General features: G+C 42.6%; 17 protein-coding genes, 1 pseudogene and 1 riboswitch. All 18 genes and pseudogenes read right to left on the reverse strand.

Annotated features, from left to right (window positions below; genetic code table 11):
- Window positions 1-46: 46 nt before the first annotated feature.
- Complete coding sequence (gene rpoE / locus ACTHOQ_RS10065; protein ID WP_440495899.1) at window positions 47-625, reverse strand: DNA-directed RNA polymerase subunit delta; 579 nt, start codon at window positions 623-625, stop codon at window positions 47-49.
- 387 nt (window positions 626-1,012) lie between these two features.
- The gene (icmF, locus tag ACTHOQ_RS10070) at window positions 1,013-4,255 is read right to left on the reverse strand and encodes a fused isobutyryl-CoA mutase/GTPase IcmF (RefSeq protein ID WP_440495901.1); all 3,243 of its coding nucleotides are present in this window, start codon (window positions 4,253-4,255) and stop codon (window positions 1,013-1,015) included.
- A gap of 174 nt (window positions 4,256-4,429) precedes the next feature.
- Window positions 4,430-5,065 carry a TetR/AcrR family transcriptional regulator gene (locus ACTHOQ_RS10075; protein WP_440495903.1) on the reverse strand — a complete coding sequence of 212 codons (636 nt, stop codon included), beginning with the start codon at window positions 5,063-5,065 and terminating at the stop codon, window positions 4,430-4,432.
- Window positions 5,066-5,068: 3 nt separating this feature from the next.
- Window positions 5,069-6,205 (reverse strand): acyl-CoA dehydrogenase, encoded by a 1,137-nt coding sequence (locus ACTHOQ_RS10080; protein WP_079524620.1) that lies wholly within the window; start codon window positions 6,203-6,205, stop codon window positions 5,069-5,071.
- Window positions 6,206-6,246: 41 nt separating this feature from the next.
- Window positions 6,247-7,383 carry an acyl-CoA dehydrogenase gene (locus tag ACTHOQ_RS10085; protein ID WP_440495927.1) on the reverse strand — a complete coding sequence of 379 codons (1,137 nt, stop codon included), beginning with the start codon at window positions 7,381-7,383 and terminating at the stop codon, window positions 6,247-6,249.
- A 13-nt stretch (window positions 7,384-7,396) separates the two neighbouring features.
- Entirely contained in the window at window positions 7,397-8,251 is an 855-nt protein-coding gene (locus ACTHOQ_RS10090) for a 3-hydroxybutyryl-CoA dehydrogenase (RefSeq protein WP_440495905.1), read from the reverse strand.
- Between the two features lie 13 nt (window positions 8,252-8,264).
- The gene (locus ACTHOQ_RS10095) at window positions 8,265-9,455 is read right to left on the reverse strand and encodes an acetyl-CoA C-acetyltransferase (protein ID WP_440495907.1); all 1,191 of its coding nucleotides are present in this window, start codon (window positions 9,453-9,455) and stop codon (window positions 8,265-8,267) included.
- 351 nt (window positions 9,456-9,806) lie between these two features.
- Window positions 9,807-12,215, reverse strand: coding sequence for a (Fe-S)-binding protein (locus ACTHOQ_RS10100; protein ID WP_440495908.1), 2,409 nt, complete (start codon window positions 12,213-12,215; stop codon window positions 9,807-9,809).
- A 208-nt stretch (window positions 12,216-12,423) separates the two neighbouring features.
- Window positions 12,424-12,984 (reverse strand): cob(I)yrinic acid a,c-diamide adenosyltransferase, encoded by a 561-nt coding sequence (locus ACTHOQ_RS10105; protein WP_440495909.1) that lies wholly within the window; start codon window positions 12,982-12,984, stop codon window positions 12,424-12,426.
- Between the two features lie 308 nt (window positions 12,985-13,292).
- Window positions 13,293-14,759, reverse strand: coding sequence for an adenosylcobinamide amidohydrolase (locus ACTHOQ_RS10110; RefSeq protein ID WP_440495911.1), 1,467 nt, complete (start codon window positions 14,757-14,759; stop codon window positions 13,293-13,295).
- Complete coding sequence (locus ACTHOQ_RS10115) at window positions 14,759-15,757, reverse strand: FecCD family ABC transporter permease (protein WP_440495912.1); 999 nt, start codon at window positions 15,755-15,757, stop codon at window positions 14,759-14,761. Before ACTHOQ_RS10115 ends, ACTHOQ_RS10110 begins: the two co-directional genes overlap by 1 nt.
- Window positions 15,750-16,712, reverse strand: coding sequence for an ABC transporter substrate-binding protein (locus ACTHOQ_RS10120; protein ID WP_440495913.1), 963 nt, complete (start codon window positions 16,710-16,712; stop codon window positions 15,750-15,752). Before ACTHOQ_RS10120 ends, ACTHOQ_RS10115 begins: the two co-directional genes overlap by 8 nt.
- A gap of 392 nt (window positions 16,713-17,104) precedes the next feature.
- Window positions 17,105-17,293: riboswitch (cobalamin riboswitch) on the reverse strand.
- Window positions 17,294-17,494: 201 nt separating this feature from the next.
- Window positions 17,495-18,250, reverse strand: a complete 756-nt coding sequence (locus ACTHOQ_RS10125) for an amino acid ABC transporter ATP-binding protein (RefSeq protein ID WP_440495914.1) — start codon at window positions 18,248-18,250, stop codon at window positions 17,495-17,497.
- A 12-nt stretch (window positions 18,251-18,262) separates the two neighbouring features.
- Window positions 18,263-18,973 (reverse strand): amino acid ABC transporter permease, encoded by a 711-nt coding sequence (locus ACTHOQ_RS10130; RefSeq protein WP_440495915.1) that lies wholly within the window; start codon window positions 18,971-18,973, stop codon window positions 18,263-18,265.
- Between the two features lie 12 nt (window positions 18,974-18,985).
- Window positions 18,986-19,696, reverse strand: coding sequence for an amino acid ABC transporter permease (locus tag ACTHOQ_RS10135; protein WP_440495917.1), 711 nt, complete (start codon window positions 19,694-19,696; stop codon window positions 18,986-18,988).
- A 70-nt stretch (window positions 19,697-19,766) separates the two neighbouring features.
- Window positions 19,767-20,639 carry a transporter substrate-binding domain-containing protein gene (locus ACTHOQ_RS10140; protein WP_440495919.1) on the reverse strand — a complete coding sequence of 291 codons (873 nt, stop codon included), beginning with the start codon at window positions 20,637-20,639 and terminating at the stop codon, window positions 19,767-19,769.
- Window positions 20,636-21,814 carry an acyl-CoA dehydrogenase family protein gene (locus tag ACTHOQ_RS10145; protein WP_440495920.1) on the reverse strand — a complete coding sequence of 393 codons (1,179 nt, stop codon included), beginning with the start codon at window positions 21,812-21,814 and terminating at the stop codon, window positions 20,636-20,638. Before ACTHOQ_RS10145 ends, ACTHOQ_RS10140 begins: the two co-directional genes overlap by 4 nt.
- 877 nt (window positions 21,815-22,691) lie before the next feature.
- Window positions 22,692-22,934: pseudogene (locus ACTHOQ_RS10150) on the reverse strand (DALR anticodon-binding domain-containing protein); the annotation flags it as partial.
- Between the last annotated feature and the right edge of the window lie 77 nt (window positions 22,935-23,011).

Raw genomic sequence — 23,011 nt, forward strand, 5'->3', positions numbered from 1 at the left:
CTGAAAAAGAAGTCAAGTATTTTCAATTTTCAAATTGAAACACAACTTATTTTATTTCTTCATCTTCCAGCTCTTCGTCCAATTCCTCGTCCTCATCTTCAATAATAAAGCTATCATCTTCATCGATCAGCTCTTCATCAATGTCCGCGTCGATTTCTTCGATGTCTTCTTCAACAAAGTCGATTTCGTCTTCAACCTCTTCGTCTTCATCTTCTTCGTCTACGAATTCGTCATAATCTTCCTCGAATAATACATCCTCTTCCTCAAGATCGATTACTTCTTCATCCTCGTCTTCGTCATCCGCAACTTTTGCTTTCTTTTTGCGTGTCTTAATTGTAGGAGCAGTTTCTTCTTCGATTGTTTCTACTTTATACCACTCTCGTAAGCCCCAGCCATTTTCATGATTCAGCAGGAAACGGCCTTCTACATTTAAGTCTGTATAAAATTGCACTAAACGAGATTTTAAATCTTCATCTGAAATTCCATTTAACGCTTGAATTCCTTTTAATAATTCATTTAAAGGCATTGCTTGTTTTTTTTCTTCTAAAAGTGCGTATGCTAAGTCGATTAATGACTCTTCTGCTAGTTGTTCATCTGTCATACCACGAAAGTTCAAATCGTGCACGTCCTTTCTTAACTTATATCTCTATTCATAAGCATAATACCCATTATATACAAACATGCTATCACTATGCTAGTTTCATTTCTTGTTTTTTAAATTTGTTATTTTTTTATAAGCCACATAAAATAAAATGACGGATAAAAGTAGTAAAGGTATCGCAGCTAATTGTTCGTTATATAAAAAGAAGGTTGCGATAAGGCATGCCAAAATTAAAATGTAATGTAAATATTGTTGCACTGTATCGCACCTTCTTTCATCAAGTCATCCATATACTTATTAGTATAACGAAATTTCCTGCAAACGTGGTATGCCAAATCACAAATTTTATTTTTTTTACAAAATTTTTATTATTGAATAGTTTTCGTTAAGTAAAGTAGTTAATTTCATCATCTACATGTTTCGGCGGTATTGACCTCCTACTTCATATAAAGCTTGGGTGATCTGGCCAAGACTTGCTACTTTTACTGTTTCCATAAGTTCCTCAAAAATATTGCCGCCATTTTTTGCGACTTCCTTCAGCTTTTCAAGCGATTCGCTATTATAGCGGGCGTGTGCCTGTTTAAAGCTTTCCAGATTAGCGATTTGCAAATCTTTTTCCTCTTTTGATGCACGGGCAATTTGCATATTATCAATCGCATCATCCGAAGCCGGGTTTGGATTTAAATAAGTGTTTACCCCGATGATCGGAAGCTGGCCTGAATGCTTCAAATGCTCATAGTACATCGATTCCTCCTGGATTTTACCCCGCTGATATTGTGTTTCCATCGCTCCAAGTACACCGCCGCGGTCATTCATACGATCGAATTCTTCCAGTACTGCCTGCTCGACTAATTGTGTAAGCTCTTCAATAATGAATGCGCCTTGCAATGGGTTTTCGTTTTTCGATAAGCCATGTTCCTTCGTAATGATCATTTGAATCGCCATCGCGCGTCTTACCGATTCCTCTGTAGGCGTTGTAATGGCTTCGTCGTAAGCATTTGTATGCAATGAATTACAGTTATCCTGCAGTGCCATTAATGCCTGCAATGTTGTGCGAATATCATTGAAGTCGATTTCTTGCGCGTGTAAGCTCCGGCCTGATGTCTGGATATGATACTTCAGCTTCTGCGAGCGCTCATTTGCACCATATTTTTCGCGCATGACAACAGCCCAAATACGGCGTGCCACTCGACCGATTACAGTATATTCCGGGTCCAGGCCATTCGAGAAGAAGAAACTTAAGTTCGGCGCAAAATCATCAATATTCATACCGCGGCTTAAATAATACTCGACATATGTGAAGCCGTTTGCAAGTGTAAATGCCAGCTGTGAAATCGGGTTCGCTCCCGCTTCTGCAATATGGTAGCCCGAAATCGACACCGAGTAGTAATTGCGCACTTTATGATCGATGAAATATTGTTGAATATCACCCATCATACGAAGCGCAAATTCCGTAGAGAAAATACATGTATTCTGCCCTTGGTCTTCTTTTAAAATATCGGCCTGCACAGTACCGCGTACAACTTGCAATGTTTGTTCGCGTATTTCCGTAAATTCTTCCACCGTCAATGTGCGTCCAAGCTTCTGTTCGCGCTTTTGCACTTGCTGATCGATTGCTGTGTTCATAAACATCGCCAAAATAATAGGTGCCGGCCCGTTGATCGTCATCGAAACAGATGTCGAAGGTGCGCATAAATCAAAGCCAGCATAAAGCTTTTTCATATCTTCAAGTGTACAGATGCTTACACCGGACTCGCCGACTTTTCCGTAAATATCCGGACGCGTATGCGGGTCTTCCCCGTATAAAGTCACCGAATCAAATGCTGTTGACAGTCGCTTTGCATCATCATCCTTCGATAAATAGTGGAAACGTTTATTCGTCCGCTCCGGTGTTCCTTCCCCGGCAAATTGACGTTTCGGATCTTCCCCTTCTCGCTTGAACGGGAAAACGCCTGCTGTATACGGGAATTCGCCAGGCACATTTTCTTTGTAAACCCAACGCAAAATTTCACCATAGTCTTTAAATTGCGGCAAAGCCACTTTCGGAATTTTCAAACCTGCCAAAGATTCTGTGCGTAAAATCGTTCGAATCTCTTTATCGCGCACTTTCGTAATAAGTTCATCGCCTGCATATGCTTCTTTTAAAGTTCCCCAATTTTGCAAAATGCGCTTCGATTCGGCTGTCAGTTCATTTTGCACTCCTTCCAATAAGGAATCGATTGACGCGATCAATGCTGTTTCGCTTTCAGGGAGCTGTGCTTTCGTTCCTTCCAGCTGATACCATTTTGTCGCAAAGCTTGCCTGCTGCTCTGCATGCTTATGATAGTTTCTCACTGTTTCCGAAATTTCGCGCAAATAATAGCGGCGATCATTCGGAATAACGATATTTTGCTTCTGCGTTTTTACGAAATGCTCATACGATGTTTCCCAGTCGCAGCCGAACTTTTCGTTTATTTTTGAAACGAGTGCGGCAAATAATGAATTGGTGCCTAAATCATTGAACTGTGAAGCAATCGTACCGAACACCGGCATTTGATCAATCGGATCTTCCCATAGCTCGCGTGAACGCTGGTACTGTTTTTGCACTTGGCGCATTGCATCTTCAGAGCCTTTTCGCTCGAATTTATTAATGGCAATTAAATCCGCATAGTCGATCATATCGATTTTCTCAAGCTGTGTCGGCGCACCGAATTCGCTTGTCATCACATACATCGAAAGATCCGTATATTTTGTAATTTCAGCGTCTCCCTGACCGATACCGCTCGTCTCCACAAGAATCAAATCAAAGCCTGCTACACGCACGACATCAAGCACATCGCCAATCGAACTTGATAACTCTGTATGTGAACCTCGTGTCGCCAAACTGCGCATATAAACACGATTATTAAAGATTGCGTTCATGCGGATACGGTCGCCCAGCAATGCACCGCCTGTTTTTTGCTTTGTCGGGTCAACAGATAAAATAGCAAGCTTCTTATCCGGAAACTCTTGCAGAAAACGGCGAATCAATTCATCTGTTAAAGACGATTTCCCCGCACCCCCTGTACCGGTAATCCCGATAATTGGCGTGTTTGAGCTCTTTTCTCGGGCAAGCCGAAGCATTTCTTCAATTTCTTCATCCCCGCCATTTTCGGCGGCTGTGATTAAATTCGCTAAAATTTCCGGTGTATCTGTCGTTAGCTTTTCGAGAAGCTCTTTATAATTTCCTCTTAATGTGGAAAAATCTGCTCCTTCAAGCTTTTTATTGATCATGCCTTGCAGTCCGAGCTGGCGGCCATCCTCAGGAGAGAAAATCCCCGCAATCCCGTAATCATGAAGCTCTTTAATTTCACGCGGCAATATTACCCCGCCGCCTCCTCCGTAAATTTTTATATGCGGTGCGCCTTTTTCGCGGAGGAGATCATACATATATTTGAAATATTCGATATGCCCGCCTTGGTACGAAGAAAGCGCCACCCCTTGTGCATCTTCCTGGATCGCTGCATTCACTACTTCTTCGACGGAACGGTTGTGGCCTAAGTGGATCACTTCCGCACCGCTTGATTGCAAAATTCGGCGCATAATATTAATCGAAGCATCATGACCATCAAAAAGGCTTGATGCTGTAACAAAACGAATGTGATTTTTTGGTTTGTATACTTCAATTTTTCCCATTTACATATACCCCTTTGTTATAGTGAGATAATGAAAAAGCGCCACGCAAAGCAAACTTTCTAAACAGTTGCTCTACATGGCGTTTTTTCCTTTCTTAATGTTTTAAATCGGATTCAAGGAAATTGCTATAAGAAAACATATCCTTTCACACTTTTTATGCGAAAAGCATTTTCCTTATTTTTCAAACTGCATAATGCCTTGTAAAAACATTGTTGTTTGCAATTTTATATATTGCTCAATCGTATAGCGTTTTTGTAATGCCCACTTGCGGAATGCCCAGCTTTGCCCTTGCACGACGATTTGATGTGCAGCTAAATAAATTGCTTCGTCAGATAGCGATAAATTGCCGGCCTTGACACAAGCTTTTAGCATGCGCTCAAAAATCGCGACCATTTCAAGTTCTTTGCCGAGAATGTAATGCATCGCCTCTTTCGGCAATGACTTCGTTTCCTGATACATAATCGTAAACTCCTCGGGCATTTTATCGATAAGCGAATAATATTGATGAATCGCTTGCTCCAACCCTGCAATTGTCCCTGTATCAGAAGGGAATTCCGATAAGCATTTCGTTACTTCATTGAAAATATTGTCGCATACTAAAAACAAAACATCTTCTTTCGTACGAATATATTCATACAATGTCCCAATGGAAAATCCGGCCGCTTTCGCAAGTTCTCGGGTCGTTGCACGGTGGAAGCCTTTTTCTTTAAAAAGCTTCACACCTGCATCGATAATTTGCTGGCGGCGTTCTATAATTTTATTTTCATCTTTTATTGACGATTGGACGCGCAGCTTATCTACATTAGCCATATGTTATTTCGTGATCATACGCGAAATTACGAGGCGTTGAATTTCTTGCGTGCCTTCATAAATTTGCGTAATTTTCGCATCACGCATATAGCGCTCCACTGGATAATCTTTCGTATAGCCATAGCCGCCGAAAACTTGTACAGCTTCTGTCGTCACTTTCATCGCTGTATCGCCGGCAAGCAGTTTTGCCATTGCAGATGCTTTTCCGTATGGCAGATCATTCGATTCCAACCATGCTGCCTGGTACGTCAATAAACGGGATGCTTCGATTTCTGTTGCCATATCGGCCAATTTGAACGACACCCCTTGATTTGCTGTAATCGGTTTGCCGAATTGTACACGTTCTTTTGCATAATCAACCGCCGCATCCAGTGCGCCTTGTGCAATACCTACCGCTTGTGCCGCAATGCCGTTGCGTCCGCCGTCCAATGTTTTCATGGCGATGATGAAGCCTTGACCTTCTTCTCCCAATACGTTTTCTTTCGGTACACGGCAGTTATCGAAAATGATTTCTGTTGTCGGTGATGACCGAATGCCTAGCTTCTTCTCCTTTTTCCCGACGGAGAACCCCGGGAAATCTGCTTCAACGATAAATGCCGTTGTGCCATTTTTCGCTTCCGGATCTGTTACGGCAAACACGACATAAATATCCGCAACGCCTCCATTTGTAATGAAGATTTTCGAGCCGTTTAAAATGTAATCATCGCCGTCTTTCACTGCATATGTTTTCATTCCGCCTGCATCTGAACCTGAACCTGGCTCCGTTAAGCCATAAGCTCCGATTTTCTTGCCTTCTGCCATTGGACGGAGGTATTTCTGCTTTTGCTCTTCATTTCCGAATTTGAAAATCGGCCAGCCTGCCAGCGATGTATGTGCCGATAATGTTACCCCTGTCGATGCACAAACACGTGATAGCTCTTCGACTGCGATACAGTATGCCAAATAGTCAAAGCCTGCTCCGCCATACTCTTCCGGCCACGGAATGCCCGTTAAGCCTAGCTCAGCCATTTTATCGAAAATACCGCGGTCAAATTCTTCATGCTCATCGCGGTGCTCTGCTGTCGGCGCTACTTCATTGATCGCAAAGTCGCGGATCATTTCGCGTAATTGTTGGTGTTCCTCTGATAATTGAAAGTTCATTTCCCCATATCCCCTTTAATAAATATTGGTGAAAGCGTTTGTTATCCAATCACATGCTTACTAATGACGATGCGCTGGATTTCGCTTGTGCCTTCGTAAATTTGCGTTACTTTTGCGTCGCGGAAATAGCGTTCTACCGGATAATCTTCGGTATAGCCGTATCCTCCGAAGATTTGTACAGCTTCGATTGCTGTATCCATCGCTGTTTGTGAAGCAAATAACTTTGCCATTGATGCTTCTTTTCCGCATGACAGCCCTTCACTGCGCATGTTTGCGGCACGATAAACGAGCAGTTTTGAAGCTTCCACTGCTGTTGCCATATCGGCAAGCTTAAAGCCCACTCCTTGCTGCTGGGCAATCGGTTTTCCGAATTGGATACGCTCTTTTGCATAGGCAGTTGCCGCTTCCAATGCAGCTTCGGCAATACCTAAACTTTGGGCCGCAATGCCGATTCTTCCTACATCCAAGTTGGCCATCGCAATTTTAAAGCCTTCCCCTTCTTGCCCGAGAAGGTTTTCAGCAGGAACACGCATATTTTCAAATGTCAGCTGTACAGTACGTGAACCGTGCAGCCCCATTTTGCGTTCATCCTTTCCGATGATCAGGCCAGGTGTATCCTTCTGCACGATAAATGCAGAAATCCCGCGCGATCCCGCTTCTGGATTCGTCGAAGCAAACACGATGTACACATCCGCCTCTCCGCCATTTGTAATGAATACTTTTGCTCCGTCAAGCACATAATGCTCCCCATCGCGAACTGCCTTCGTCTTCAAAGACCCAGCATCGCTTCCTGCACCCGGCTCTGTTAAGCAAAATGCCCCGATATATTCCCCGCTTGCCAGCTTCGGTACATATCGTTTCTTTTGCGCGTCATTGCCGAAATATAAAATCGGATTTGTGCCGACAGATGTATGAACAGATAAAATGACGCCCATGACAGCACTCACTTTCGATAGCTCATGAATCGCAATAATATACGACGTAAAATCCATTTCCGCCCCGCCGTATTCAGCAGGAGCAGTAATCCCCATCAGTCCAAGCTCACCCATTTTCGTCAGCAAATGTCTCGGAAATTCCCCTGCTTCCATTTTCTCAATGAATGGCTCTATTTCGGTTTTCGCAAAATCGCGAACCATGTTGCGCATCATTAACTGCTCATCAGTAAATTGTAGATTCATAGAAGTAATTACCTCAGCTTTCGTATACATAGAAACCGCGACCGCTCTTTTTGCCCAACCAGCCGGCTGCCACATATTTGCGTAATAACGGACATGGGCGGTACTTGCTGTCACCAAGTCCTTCGTGTAAAATTTCCATAATCGACAAGCATGTATCCAATCCGATAAAATCAGCTAATGTTAAAGGTCCCATCGGATGGTTCATGCCCATTTTCATCACATCGTCTATTGCTTCTTTCGTCGCAACACCTTCATACAGTGCATAAATCGCTTCATTGATCATAGGGAGTAAAATACGGTTCGAAATGAAGCCCGGGAAGTCATTTACTTCAACCCCTGTTTTCCCTAAGCGTTCTGTCATGACGGCAACTGTTTCATACACTTCATCCGCTGTTGCAAGGCCGCGAATTATTTCTACGAGCTTCATGACAGGCACCGGGTTCATAAAGTGCATGCCGATCACTTGCTCCGGACGCTTCGTGACAGCCGCGATTTCTGTAATCGGTAAACTCGATGTATTCGTCGCTAAAATCGCATGCTTCGGTGCCAATTCATCGAGCTGTCTGAAAATCGTTTGCTTAATTTCCATATTCTCAACTGCCGCTTCAATGATGATGTCCGCGTTTTTCGCGTCTTCAATCGTCAATGATTTAGTAATACGAGCTAACACAGCCGATTTTTCTTCTTCTGTTTTACGACCCTTTTCAACATCACGTGCCAAGTTTTTCGTAATTGTATTTAAACCGCGTTCGAAAAACTCATCCTTCATATCATTTAAAATGACTTCATAGCCTGCCTGTGCACAAACTTGCGCGATCCCGGAGCCCATTTGCCCTGCTCCGATGACCATTACTTTTTGAATCGCCATTTATTTCATCCCCTTAGTTTGTTACTTCGATTAATACCGCGTCCCCTTGACCACCGCCAGAACAAATTGCAGCAATTCCTAAACCGCCCCCACGTCGCTTCAGTTCGTAAGCGAGCGTTAAAATAATACGTGCGCCACTTGCTCCAATCGGGTGGCCTAAAGCTACGGCACCCCCGTTAACATTTACTTTGCTCTCATCCAGTCCGCTAATTTGATTGCTTACGAGAGCAACCGCTGCGAAAGCTTCGTTAATTTCGATTAAATCGATGTCCGCCAATGTTTTTCCGGCTTTTTCAAGCAGTCGATTAATGACAAGCCCTGGTGTTTGCGGGAAGTCCTCTGGTGCCACCCCCAGCTCCGCATGCGCTAAAATGGTTGCAAGCGGCTGACGGTTTTCCTGCTGGGCTTTTTCTTCACTCATCAGCACTAGTGCACACGCTCCGTCATTCACACCTGGTGCATTTCCGGCTGTAATTGTCCCATCGCTGCTGAACGCTGATTTTAATTTTGTTAGCGTTTCCATTGTTGTCCCTGCCCGTGGTGCTTCGTCCGTTTCAATACGAAGGGGATCGCCTTTTCGCTGTGGAATTTCCACTGCTGCGATTTCTTCTGCAAATTTACCTGAGTCAATTGCTGCCAATGCTTTTTCATGGCTGCGAACTGCCCAAGCATCCTGCTGTTCACGAGTAATTTCAAACTTGCTCGCTGTGTCATTGCCATAGATGCCCATGTGCACTTGTTTCGGATGGAAAGCACATGACAAACCATCGTAAATCATGCCATCTACTAAACTAGCATCTCCCATACGCAAGCCAAATCTCCCTTTTGGCATATAGTACGGTGCGTTTGACATCGATTCCATCCCGCCAGCCACGATCACTTCTTCGTCCCCTGATCGAATAAGCTGATCGGCAAGAGTTACACTGCGCATACCTGAAGCACATACTTTGTTGATTGTTTCTGTTTTCACATTCCACGGAATTCCCGCTTTTGTTGCAGCTTGTCGTGAAGGGATTTGCCCTTGACCTGCCTGCAATACGGTTCCAATAATGACTTCGTTTACTGCATCTGCTTCTACATTCGCCTTTGCCAATGCTTCTTTAATTGCAATTCCGCCTAAATCACTTGCTGTTAATGAACTTAGTGCACCACCAAATTTACCGAATGGTGTTCGTGCGCCGTCTAAAATGACTGTTCTCGACAATCCATACACCCCTTTGTTTGAATCAGCTATGGTTGAGCAAAATTCGCTTCCGTATTCGGCTTTGCGCAAGTATAGAAGCACTTTGCCGAAATTCCCCCACATGCTGGAAACTACAATTCTATTAGCAGTAATCCCCTTTGTCTATTCATGAAAATAGAAATGCCCGCTTGTAGTTCACACATTGCAAATTTCGCTTCATTTTCGCATTTGACTGAACGCTCGCTCAATCATTATGTAGAAAAAAATGAGAGTAACAATTACCCTCATTTCTTCACTTAATTTCATTGTATTAAATCCATTTTAAATTCGCAACAAATTATTCGAATATACTGACTCTAAATTTTTTTCTCGCTAATTACCGTTTTCATTTGATTGTTCGTTATTTTCTTTCGTTTGTCGCTCTTCAGATTCGGATGTTGCGGCTTGCTGCTTTTCCGTAATAGCTGCTTGCTCGATAGTTGGCGCTTGTTCCACCGCTTTTTCAGCCATTGTTTCATCAACAATCGGCTTTTCGACAGAAGCTTCTCCAGAGGGGTTTCCTTCCTCTTTTGCCACCGCTTTTTGCTGCACATCTTCATTTGATGCTTCCACTGGAGCCACAGCAGATTGTTCAGCGATTTCTTCTGCTTGCTCTTGCGGTACTTGCGCTTTTTCCGGTGTGCCGAATACTGCCCGCTCCAAAATTTCCGCAATATCGAATGTGCCTACTGTCTCCTCTACCTCTTTTGCCTTCGTACCGTCCGAAAGCATTGTCAGGCAGTATGGACAGCCGGAAGAAATAACAGAAGCCTGTGTAGCCAATGCCTGTTCTGTACGTGCTACGTTAATGCGGTTTCCGACATGTTCTTCCATCCACATTAAGCCGCCGCCAGCACCACAGCACATACCGTCTTCACGATTACGCGCCATTTCAACAAGCTTTACACCTGCTATGCCCTTTAAAATTTCACGCGGCGGATCATACACATCATTGTAACGGCCTAAATAACATGAATCATGGAATACAATCGTTTCATCAACACGGTAATCCATCGTTAAGCGGCCTTCTTGAATTAAATCGTATAAAAGCTCTGTATGGTGAAGCACTTCACCTTTCCAGCCGAAATCCTGATATTCATTTTTGAAAATATTGTATGCGTGCGGATCAATCGTTACAATTTTCGTCACGCCATTTTTCTCAAACTCATCAATGTTGGCTGTTGCAAGCTCCTGGAACAGGAATTCATTACCTAAACGGCGCGGTGTATCACCTGAGTTCTTTTCTTTATTACCTAAAATGGCAAAATTCACGCCAGCTTTGTTCATTAATTTAGCGAATGCCAATGCAATTTTTTGTGAACGGTTATCAAATGAACCCATTGAACCTACCCAGAATAAATATTCCATTTCTACGCCCGATTTTTTCAGCTCTTTCACTGTTGGAACATAAACAGTATCGTCCAGCTCTCTCCAGTTTTCTTTTTCTTTACGGTTTAAGCCCCATGGATTCCCTTGTCGTTCGATATTTGTCATCGCGCGCTGTGCATCAGGGTTTACTTTTCCTTCTGTCATCGTTAAATAACGACGTAAATCAATAATTTTATCAACATGCTCATTCATTACCGGACATTGATCTTCACAGTTGCGGCATGTTGTACAAGCCCAGATTTCTTCTTCTGTAATGACATCGCCGATTAATGACGGGCTGTAAATGTTTTCGATTACTGCACCTTCAGCACCGGCAGCCATTGCCAATTGGTTCCCCTGTGTATTATTGAAGAACGAGAATGGTACCCAAGGCTTTTTCTTTAATTCAACAGCACCTGTAAATGTTAGATGGTCACGTAATTTAACAATCAAGTCCATCGGTGACAGCATTTTCCCTGTCCCTGTAGCAGGACACATATTCGTACAGCGGCCACATTCCACGCAAGAATATAAATCGAGCATTTGCTTTTGTGTGAAATCATGAATTTTCCCTACTCCAAGCGGCGGCATGCTTTCTTCATCTTCCGCTTCTTCGAGTGCCTCAAAATCGATCGGACGCAATGTACCAATACGGTCTTGTCGGTTAAAGTATACGTTGAAGATCGACGTAATCAAATGGAAGTGCTTGCCTTGCGGGATATATACAAGGAATGCCAATAGCGCCAACAGATGTGCCCACCACATAATGAAGAACATCGCCGCAGCAACAGTCGGATCCATCCACTGGAAAATCCAAGCAATACCTGATGCAACTGGTTCAGAGCCTGCCAAGCCATGTTCATGCCATATTAAATAAAAGCCGTTTCCGAATAATGTGGCAAACATTAAAATTGCCAAAAACATATAAACTAAACCATTTTTAAACCCTTGCTTCAAACGGGCAAGCTTCTCCATATAACGACGGTAAAATGCGACCGCAACCGCGATTAAAATCGTTAATACGACAAGCTCCTGCGTAAATGTAAACACCGGGTACAAGCCACCAAGCGGAATATGCGAACCTGGCGCCAGCCCTTTCCAAATCAGATCAATTGCGCCAAGCTGCACCATTAAAAAACCGTAGAAAAATAGAACGTGTACAAGTCCCATCTTCTTGTCTTTCAACAATTTTGACTGGCCGAATACTTTTTCGATAATATCTTCAATACGCTCGGAGATTTTGTGGTTGAACTCCTCTTTCCGACCGAGCTGAATGTAGTCATAGCGTGTTTTCAATAAGTATGCAAATAATCCAAGCGCATACAATAACACAGCGATGAAAGCAATCCAGTTAATAATTAAAAATGTATTCATACTTTTCCCCCCCTAGAATGCTAACTTGCCAAACCCCTTTGTCTCTCATATCCATTTCGACAAATTATATTTCCATATCAATCTATAAATTCATTGTAGTTATGAATGAGCATTCAGTCAACAGATTTTGTCGTTAATTCTGAAAATTTAATCAAACGATAAAAAATGCCAGCTAGACGATTTTTCCGTCTAAGCTAGCATTTTCCGTTCATTTAAATACATCGCCGCTGCGTATATATTCAACATCCTGAATAGTTAAGCGATAGTTCACGACACGCGCCGCGGCAAATAAATAATCCGATAAACGGTTCAAATACTTTTGCACAACTGGCGAAACATCTTCAATTCCCTTCATTAGCGACACGGTTTGACGTTCAGCCCGGCGTGCCACTGTGCGTGCAATATGAAGGGTAGCGGCAGCTGGTGCGCCCCCCGGCAAGATGAAGCGTTTTAATGGCGGCGCCTCTTCCGATAATAAATCAATCCGGTTTTCCAAAATGGCAATCGGTTCTTCCGTTAGTTTGTATTGACGATCCTTCATGACATTTGCCAAATCGCCGCCGCCATCAAATAATTCATGTTGAATCGCCGTTAAATCGTCAATGACATCCTGAAATTTCGCAGGATCCAATTCTGTAATTGCTTTACCGATAAATGAATTCAGTTCATCAATTGTCCCGTACGCTTCTACGCGCAGATTGTCTTTATCAACACGTCCTCCAATAATGCTCGTTTTCCCTTTATCGCCTTGCTTTGTATATAATTTCATCAATTGTCACCCTTCCGATTAGCAAATAAATTTAAAAGCTAACTATCTGAACCTTTTAATAATATTATTTCTAAGCTTCCTCCAAAATTCCTTTTAGCATTAGTTGTTTTCCATTACGGCAGTTGCTATCGAGGCTTTGAAATCTCTTCTTTAAAGCGTTAAGAAATTCCGGTCCATAATTAAGTAACGAGAAAAAGTGAAAATAAGCGGATTTTCTCCTTCTATTCATCCTAGCTGGCTCTTAACGATTTGAAATTAATGTGAGGAAAAAATAACGCTCTCCCCATTTTTCTAGAAAGTTCCAACCTTTATAAATTATTACACTGTTTATATTTATTTATTGCCGATATTGTAACTTCAAAAACGGCCCGTCCGATTAGTTTTCCTATTTCCGTAATCGGGCCAGCGTAAGGCATTTCTTCGCCTTGTTGTGTTGAGGCGATTAGCAGACTGTCGGTTGCGGTGCTTGTTGCTGTTGTGTTCGTCAATGGATCTTTAATTTGCTTGTCCGCCAATGCTTTCGTCTTTGCTTCCGTCGCAGTAATCATCGCTTGGATAAATGCCTCGTCTGTTAGCTTTCCGTTGATGATGACCCATGTATTGATTGTGCCGATATGCGGCTCGTCTTCCCGCAAATATGTTTTTGTGACGTCGACGCTATTTCCCACTCCCGCAGTTACCATGACGATGATTTCCACATTGTTTTTCGCAAAATGCTGAATTGCGGCGTATTTTGTTTCGACAGCTGTCAGCATGACGACTGTATTTGTCGGCGAAAACTCGTTTTGCAGCAAAAATTGCCGAGTCTCCTCTTTTACATGATGAATATCGTATTCAGGAGCAATGGCTCGATTTAAAAAAGTATCATACCAGCCGATTCCTGCATTATGCACTGCTGAGGAAATCACTTTTAACGGTGCTTGTGCCCGGTATTCGACATAGTCTTTCGTGATAGAGAAATCGTCGATGCGGATTGACGGGTTTTTCCTGTCCATTTTATTTGCCGGCAGCATCGTAATTTGCGGCTTTGGTAGCTCGGGGTGTGGATATGTCGCGATACGCGCTTGGTAAACATCCGCAATTTGCTCTTGCATAATGACTTCATGCGGCTCACCGAAAGCACGCATTTCACCATCTTCCAATAGCAGCAGCTCATCACAATAAAGCGATGCCAAATTAATATCATGAAAAATCGACACAACCGTCAGCCCGTGAAACTCGACTTGCATGCGGATCATATCCAAAATTTGTTTTTGATGGGCGATATCCAAATGGTTTGTCGGTTCATCCAAAAGGAGCAACTCCGAATTTTGGGCAAGTGCTTGTGCGATAAATACCCGCTGCTGCTCACCTCCAGATAAAAACTCCAAATATTGATTTTTATAATGGGAAACTCCTGTACTTTCCATCGCCTGCTGCACCATTTTTTCGTCTTCCACTGTCCACGATGAAAAAAAGCCGCTTTGGTGAGGATACCGTCCCAACGATACTGCATCATACACACTATTCGTAAAAGCGCTCGCATTTAATTGGGGAAGAACAGCCATTTTCTTTGCCAATTGTTTGACGTCATAGCTTTTAATCGGCCGCTCTTCAATGAATATTTCTCCGGATATCGGCTTCAATACACCGCTGATCATTTTTAACAATGTCGATTTTCCGCTGCCATTCGGACCGAGAATCCCGAGAATTCTACCTTTTTCCACGTGAAACGTCATATTTTTTATGATACTTTTCCCGTCATAGCCACCCGTCAATTCGTTTACTTTTAGCATTATGCGACAACCTTTCTACGTTGCTTGAAGAAAATATAAGCAAATACTGGCGCTCCGATAAATGATGTAATAACACCGATCGGCAGCTCTACAGGTGCGATTATTGTCCGTGATACGAGGTCGCAAATGACTAGCAGGCTTGCACCGTTTAAAAAGGATAATGTCAGTAAATGTCGATGGTCGGCTCCGATAAGTAGGCGAATCATATGCGGAACGACTAAACCGACAAAGCCTATCGTCCCCGATACGGCAACAGCTGCACCTGTTAAAATCGAGCCACCCGCTAAAATCATATATTTGCTGCACTTTACATTAACACCTAAATATTGGGCACGCTCTTCGCCATAAATCATTGCGTTCAGCTCACGACGCTTTAACCATATAATCCCCGTGCCAATCACCATAAACGGCAAGATCATGTTGACATATGACCAGCCGCGCATCGATACACTTCCAAGCAGCCAGCCGATTATTTGTCTAAGCTCCTCACCTGTCAGTGCTACCATTAATGAAATGCAGGATCCTAAAAACGAGCTGAAAATAATGCCCGTCAATATTAATGTTTCCATTTTCATCGAACGGTCTACAAGCCGTGCGAACGTTAATACAATCACCATCGTACATGCGGCACCTGCCATACTGAATATTGGCAGTGTAAAAACACCGAGCATCGGAATGGAAATACCTAAAAAAATTGTCGAAACCGCTCCGACTGATGCACCAGATGAAATCCCCAATGTGTATGGATCGGCCAATGGATTTTTCAATAATCCTTGGAATGCCGCACCCGCAATCGCCAATGATGCCCCGACGATTGCAGCCAAAATAACGCGAGGCATGCGGATTTTCCATAATATACTGTACGCTACCGGGTTTGTCGCCCCATCCCACAATGTTGAAATCGGAATATCGACAGTTCCAAACGATATTCCAATCCACATGCTGCAAAGAAGTAAAGCAAGGGAGACGACATAAGCGAACGTATACTTATTACTCATTAAATACCTCAGGATAAATGGCTTCACCTAATGATTTGATACCTTCCACAATACGTGGGCCTTGCCGGCTCGTCGTATCTCCATCCACAAGCTTAATATTTCCGTTTTTAACCGCATCCATTTCAGCATAGGCCCCGTTTTTTTCGATTGCATCCAAGTCGCTTTCGTACGTCACTAATATCGCATCTGGATTGCTATTGACGAATTGCTCTGCGCTATACATCGGCCAGCCAAGTTCCGGCACTGCGTTTTCTACATTTAATGTTTCCAGCATTTCATCGATGAATGTATCTTGCCCTACCGCATATAACTCCGGCTCTGTCCCGACAACGACGAATACGGATTTTTCTTCTAAATCAGCAACTTTCACTTCAATGTCCTGAATTCCTTTTTGGATGGACGCAATCATTTCTGCCGCTTCCGGTATTTTCCCAGTCAATTCACCAATTTGTTCAATAGTGGCATATGTTTCTTCAAATGTTAAAGCATCCTTTACGACAAACACCGGTATTCCAACTGCTTCAAGCTGGGCAATGCCTTCTTCATTAAAATTATAAAGTCCTGATTCATGCGCTACTACCAAGTCCGGCTGCAATGCAATCAGCTGCTCCAAGTTAAATTCCATCCCGCCGACTTTTTCTTTTGTCAATGCTTCTTCAGGGAAATTATCATTGTCCGAAACACCAATAATTTCCTCATTCAAGCCTAATCCAAATAAAATTTCCGTATTGGAAGGAATGAGTGAAATGATGCGTTCCGGCGCTTTTTCCAATGTGACTTCTTTATTCAAAGCATCTGTTAAAGTAACGGGAAACTGTGCTTGCTCCCCCGTCGTTTCAGATGATTGCTGTGCTGTATTTTCTTTTTCCGCCGTATTCTTTTCGCCCTCCCCACATGCTGTAAGCGCAATTAGTGAGAGGATTCCCACCGTAGAAAGTCGTCTCCATTTTTTCATATGTAATTCCTCCTGAATTTGTTTTTGTTATTTAATAATAGTGCGGCTGCGATAGTAGGTGAATGCGCTTTTATAAGCATAAAGGTGCTGATTCTCCACGATTTTCCTTGATAGAGCAATATAAAATGGAAATCCTTTAATTAAAGCGTGAGTAATCTTTTACTTTTGCTCTTGTTCAAGGAGTACGGCAAGCTTGGTGAGAGGATTTGCCGCTTTTCCATCTTTTAAGGAAACTCTCTTGCACTTGGAAGTTTATTAGCCATTCTTCCCGGGATACTGACCACTCCGCAAACACCAAAAATAAAAAGCCTCCTACTATTGAGGAAGCTTCATAAAAGCAAATAAATTCATACAACGAAAAATTTATTCACCACATCCTATCCGCGTAGACATTAACTGGTATGATAAAGGCAGGTCTCCTGGCTTATGCGTCAACATTTGTGAGCGCCTTCCCGAAAAATTCAGTGGCTTACTGCTCCAAACTAGCAATTACAGTGGCGGGACCGCATCGGAATTGAACCGATTTCCCTTTTACTTCTTACTCTATGAATGAGTGAAGAACCTTTATAGCACTTATTAATTTGAATGTCTTTATTATAGCGGAAATTTGGGGAATTGCATGCAAATTCGCCAAAGTTTCAGATAACTCGCCGCTATCTATGAAATTATTGCCGATTGTGCCCGAATAAACCCGGTGTCAATTAGCTGACCCTAAAGGCTGTTTAACTCATCATTCCATCGTTAATATTTCTTAACGATAGATCAATTCTTTCTGAAATCCATTAAATATGAAATGTATAGTCATCCGGAAGAACACGTCGGAGGAATTGCTTTGTGCGGTCTTCTTTTGGCTGCACGAAAATTTCATGTGGTGAGCCTTCTTCAACAACGTTTCCGCCGTCCATGAAAATCACACGATTCGCCACATCACGCGCAAATGACATTTCATGTGTAACGACAAGCATTGTTGTTCCTTCTTTCGCGATATCCTTCATTACGCCAAGCACTTCCCCGACAAGCTCAGGATCCAGTGCAGATGTCGGCTCATCAAATAAAATAATGTCCGGATTTAAGGCGACCGCCCGTGCAATGCCGACACGCTGTTGCTGACCGCCGGATAATTGACTTGGATATGAATCGTATTTTGCAGATAAGCCTACTTTATCTAGTGCTTTTCTTGAAATATTATAAGCCGCTTCTTTTTTCATGCCTCGCCCGATTACTAGCCCTTCCGCTACATTTTCAAGCGCCGTTTTATTATTGAATAAATTATAGTTTTGAAAAACAAATGCTGTTTTTTTGCGAATGGCTAAAATATCTTTTTTGGATGCCTTATTTAAATTAACGGAAATATTATCGAAGCCCGCTGTCCCTTCATCTGCGCGCTCCAAAAAATTTATGCAGCGCAGCAGCGTCGTTTTTCCCGAGCCGCTCGGACCTAAAATAACGACGACATCCCCTTTATCAATCTTTAAATCGACACCTTTTAATATTTCGTTTTCTCCAAATGTTTTATGCACATTTTTTATTTCGAGCATCGCGATTCCTCCTTAAACTGTCACCGCTTTATAGCGTCTTAAACGTTTTTCAGACCATTTAAACAAATATTCAACCGTCATGCAAACGAGTAAATATACGATGAAAATATCAATATATGCCTCTAAATAGTTGTAGCCGAAATTCGCCTCAACTTTAGCCTTCAGTGTAATTTCCTGCAATGAAATCGCATACCCGAGCGAAGTTGCTTTTATTAAATTAATCGTTGCTGTACAAAGATTTGGCATGGCAGACACTAATGCTTGTGGAATAATAATACGTCGGTATGCCTGTGCCGTTGTGAGTCCAACCGATTGCGCGGCTTCCAGCTGACCTTTCGGAACCGTTTGTATGGCAGATCGAAACACTTCAATTAAAATCGCGGCTGTATTGAATGAGAAAATAATAAAGGCATACCATAACGGATTCACATTATAGATGGGATAGTCGATATTGTATTTCTCAAACAAGCTGCTTAACAGCAATGGGATTGTTGCATAGAGCACAAAAATCTGAATGATGATCGGTGTACCCCGGACAAATGATATGTAGATTTTCGCGAAAAAGTTAATGACCGGTATTTCGTAAACTCGTGCGAGCGCTAGCAAAAATCCGAGTGGCACGGCAACAAAAAGAGACACAACCGTAACGAGAAGCGCTACTGGAACACCGCTTAGCGCAATAAAAAATGTATCGAATAAAAATTGCCAGTTGATTAACCCCATAGTAAGCTCCTCCTACGTTGTTTTAATAGATTGCTTCCCTTTGCTGAATGCTTTTTCAAGCAATGCAAAGATTTTTTCAATCGAAATTGATAAAATCCAATAAATGACGGCCAATGCAATATAAATTTCAAGTGTATGTGTACCATAGTTGTTCGCAATAATTAAATTCGCCTTTCCTACGATATCGATAAAGCCGATCGTATAGGCAAGTGCCCCTTCTTGCAAAACCGAAATCAAGCCATTTCCGAAGTTCGGCAATGCAACGACGAATGCCTGCGGGAAAATAATGCGCCGATACGCTTGAAATGGTGTCAATCCAACACTGACTGCCGCTTCATATTGTCCGCGGTCAATCGCCAAATACGATGAACGGATGACTTCGGACATCATCGCCGCAAATTGCAGACTAAACGTAATGACGACAAAAACGCCTGTCGATACATTTTGCAAGTAAATCCCGAATCCCCCTTCTGCAAAGGCGGGAATTCCGTAATATACTAAAAACAGCAACACAATCGATGGTGTACAACGGATAATCGTCGTATAGCCATTCGCTAAAAGCCGCAGCCATTTGTTCGAACTCAATTTAGCCGCTGCAATCACAAGGCCGAAAACAGTTCCGCCAATGACCGAGAAAGCCGCAATATAAAGCGTAATCCATAAATATGGCAGTAAATTAGGCAGCGCAGACCAAATGTACGATACATCAAAATACTTTTCCACATTTCCCACACCTTTCTGAATATTGATAAGAAAAGCTACTTAAGCAACATACTTAAGCAGCTTTGAGAAATTATCGATTTACTGATTCAAGCACTTCAAACAAGTCTTTGCCGTAAAATTCTTTGCTTAACTCGCGTAAAGCGTCCGTCTTTTTGATTTCCGCAATCGCCTTGTCATATGCATCCGCAAATGCCTGCTCTTTCTTATTAAATAATGGCCATGTTTTAATTACGGCAAATTCGTTGTATACGACCTCATCTTTTAAATGATAGTATGGTCCGCCTTCAGTTAATACTTGGCCTGTAAATGAGCCTTCGATTTGCACACCGCCGTCAACACGTCCTTCATTTACCCACTGCACGACATCAACCGTAAACTCTTCACCAGCCTGCAGCTTTACTGGATTATCAGGATTTGCTTCATTGTATTCCGCGATAACTGTATATTGCGCATTATTTGCCGCGATTGGGGCTAATGTGAATCCTGCTGATGCAAAATCGCCCAAATCTTTAATATGTTCATTTTCTTTCTTCAGTACGAGCCCGGCACTGCTTAAACCTAAAAACTCCTGCGGGAAAATATACTTTTGTGTACGTTCCTCGGTCCAGAATGCATTTTTTACACCGACATCATATTTCCCTTGCTCAACACCAATCAGCAAATCATCATTCGTAGTACCGACAAATTCGAACTCATACTCCGGCAGCGCTTCATCGACTAGCTTCATTACTTCCACGTCATAGCCTGTCGCATTGCCGTTTTCATCCAAAAACGTCATCGGCTTACCCGCCTGGTCGTACGCTACTTTGACAACAGTTACCCCATCTTTGCTTGGAGTTGAGGAAGACGCCGAGCTTGAGTCGGGTTCATTTCCGCAAGCGGCTAAAATAGCGGCAGCTGCAATGCTTACTGATGCAAATTTAATTAATTGTTTGATTTTCATACGTTTACCTCTTTCGTTTTCAAATTATTTTCAATCGCGGTTTCTGCTAAGCGTTTAATCGTAATGTCATCCATCGGTGGATTGTGCAGACCAGCACGAACATCCCGGTAATAGCGCTGCAATGGGTTTGAGCGTTGCAAGCTTTTTGCCCCTACTAAACGCATCGCCTTATCGACAACCTCAATCGCTGTATTTGTCACAACATGTTTGGCAATATTCACTTCATTTATGATTGCCGCTTTTTTTTCGGGATCATTGTAAAGCTGGGCAACTCCGTAAATTGTAAAGCGCGCTTTCGTCAACGCTAAATCCATTTCACCGATCAGTGTTTGAACATTCGGCAATTGTGCAATCGTCCCTTGAATACTGTTCGGGGAATGGCTATTCGCAAAATCAACCGCATAATCGCGCGCCGCCTGTGCAATGCCTAAATAAGTTGCCGGTATTAACAGGAGCCAGCCATTTAATTTAAAACCTGTCGAATAACTCGGGATTTCAACTAAATTCGTTTTTTCAACGCGTACATTATCGAGCACTAAATCATCGCTTCCTGTCCCTCGCATTGATGCCACATCCCATGTATTTTCAACCGATAAGCCTTTAGCTGTTTTCGGGACTAGGAAAAAGCCTAGATGGTCATCCTCTTCAATCCATGCCGACACTAAAAAATAATCTAAATCCGGCGCACCGCTCGTGTAATTTTTGCGTCCGCTAATAATGTAGTCGTCACCATCCCGTTTTGCTGTAGTGGCTGGTCGTCCGCCCCGTACTGGACTTCCCATCGCAAACTCGCTAACTGCCCGGTTAATAGTAGCCCCTTTTGCGACTTGTTCCCCAAACCATTCAAGCTTTTGTTGTTCCCAATAGCGGTTTTCGAAAATTTCGCCGACATTTTGAATCGTCCATGAAGCAGCTAAACCCGTACTGCCGCAATAGCTCGATAAAGTTTCGTGCAATAATATTGCGTCATATACAGTAAAATCGTCACCGCCATACTTTTTCGGTAAAGTTATTTTTGTGTAGCCTATTTCACGCAGCTTCCGGAAATTCTCAATTGGGAATACAGCTTCCTCATCTGTTTGCTGGGCATGCTGTTTAAAACTTTCCGCTATTGTTTCGAGCTTTTTTAGCCATTGTCGCTGCTCGTCTGTTCGAATAAATAAATCTTTGCTCATAAAAAGCACCACCTCGTGTTTGTTACAATGCATAGTTAATCCATTGGAATTAATAATACTTTCAGAAAATTTAGAAGTCAATAGGTATTTCCAAGTTTTTATATAGGAATTGTGGGAAGCGGCAAAATATTAAGTCAATGAATAAAAGCGCTAAACCGCCCGTTCAACCCCGACAAATATTGGAGGACCCGCTGCAAAAGTGGTGGAACGTTTACTTTTGCAGCGGGCGCTGAAGATCTGTCTATTTTATTCGCCAGCTGAAAATCCCCGAGGAAGTATAAGCATATTTTCAGCGAAGCGGCTTGATGGCAAAAAAGAGACAGATTCCCGCAACTTGGATGAAGAGGGATCCGCTATTACCGGGGGACGGTCCGTTTAAATGCCTCTTTAAGAAATAGACGGAAAAATTCCCCTTATTTAAAAAATACAATAAAAAATGGCTTCAATAGACGGAGAAATTCCGCCTATTGACCTAAAAAACATGAAAATGGAGTATTTTTCTTTGGATAACCGGAAAAATTCCTCTTATTTAATCCAAAAAGAGCCACATTGCGCAAATAACCGGAAAATCTCCGGTTATTTTTTGATCAATTTAATTAAGAGCCGGAATTTCTATCAGGAAATGTGAATTTTGCACAATCCAATCCAAAAGAGAAGCCCTTATTAAAAATGATATTGGATTTTAAATAACCATGGATTTTCAGTGCCCTTCTTTTGCGTGGTGGGGCCTAATGGTGCGAAAAGTTGACGCGGTTTGCCTGGACGGGGACAACACTTTTTTGTAAAGTTATCTACATTGCCAAAATCTATAGTTTCCTTAAAAATAAAAAGCACCCTATTTTTCATACTCGAAAATAGGGTGCCTTGAAATTATGGATTACATTTTCTCAGGTGCGCTTACGCCAATTAGTTTCAACGCGTTCGCCAATGTTGTTTTAACTGCTGTGATTAGTGCAAGACGTGCTTCCGTCAGCTCTTTGTTGTCTTGGTTCAATACTTTTTCGGCATTGTAGAAGCTGTGGAATGCCGCCGCCAAATCTTGGATGTAATTTGCTATGCGGTGCGGTGTGCGGTGCTTCGCTGCATCTGCCACGATTTGCGGGAATGCGCCTACTCTTTTCGAGGGCACTGAAAAAGTCCCTTAGGCACAAGTGAGAGAGTACAGGAACGAAAATTCGTTCCTGTACTCTCTTTTTC

Origin of the sequence: Solibacillus silvestris (assembly GCF_051967575.1) — a bacterium.
In the GTDB taxonomy this organism is placed as follows: Bacteria; Bacillota; Bacilli; order Bacillales_A; family Planococcaceae; genus Solibacillus; species Solibacillus silvestris_B.

Excerpts from the sequence above, each read along its gene's own strand:
- icmF (WP_440495901.1), bottom strand. The coding sequence starts at position 4,255 with ATGGGAAAAATTGAAGTATACAAACCAAAAAATCACATTCGTTTTGTT.
- ACTHOQ_RS10075 (WP_440495903.1), bottom strand. The coding sequence starts at position 5,065 with ATGGCTAATGTAGATAAGCTGCGCGTCCAATCGTCAATAAAAGATGAA.
- ACTHOQ_RS10080 (WP_079524620.1), bottom strand. The coding sequence starts at position 6,205 with ATGAACTTTCAATTATCAGAGGAACACCAACAATTACGCGAAATGATC.
- ACTHOQ_RS10085 (WP_440495927.1), bottom strand. The coding sequence starts at position 7,383 with ATGAATCTACAATTTACTGATGAGCAGTTAATGATGCGCAACATGGTT.
- ACTHOQ_RS10090 (WP_440495905.1), bottom strand. The coding sequence starts at position 8,251 with ATGGCGATTCAAAAAGTAATGGTCATCGGAGCAGGGCAAATGGGCTCC.
- ACTHOQ_RS10100 (WP_440495908.1), bottom strand. The coding sequence starts at position 12,215 with ATGAATACATTTTTAATTATTAACTGGATTGCTTTCATCGCTGTGTTA.
- ACTHOQ_RS10105 (WP_440495909.1), bottom strand. The coding sequence starts at position 12,984 with ATGAAATTATATACAAAGCAAGGCGATAAAGGGAAAACGAGCATTATT.
- ACTHOQ_RS10110 (WP_440495911.1), bottom strand. The coding sequence starts at position 14,759 with ATGCTAAAAGTAAACGAATTGACGGGTGGCTATGACGGGAAAAGTATC.
- ACTHOQ_RS10115 (WP_440495912.1), bottom strand. The coding sequence starts at position 15,757 with ATGAGTAATAAGTATACGTTCGCTTATGTCGTCTCCCTTGCTTTACTT.
- ACTHOQ_RS10120 (WP_440495913.1), bottom strand. The coding sequence starts at position 16,712 with ATGAAAAAATGGAGACGACTTTCTACGGTGGGAATCCTCTCACTAATT.
- ACTHOQ_RS10125 (WP_440495914.1), bottom strand. The coding sequence starts at position 18,250 with ATGCTCGAAATAAAAAATGTGCATAAAACATTTGGAGAAAACGAAATA.
- ACTHOQ_RS10130 (WP_440495915.1), bottom strand. The coding sequence starts at position 18,973 with ATGGGGTTAATCAACTGGCAATTTTTATTCGATACATTTTTTATTGCG.
- ACTHOQ_RS10140 (WP_440495919.1), bottom strand. The coding sequence starts at position 20,639 with ATGAAAATCAAACAATTAATTAAATTTGCATCAGTAAGCATTGCAGCT.
- ACTHOQ_RS10145 (WP_440495920.1), bottom strand. The coding sequence starts at position 21,814 with ATGAGCAAAGATTTATTTATTCGAACAGACGAGCAGCGACAATGGCTA.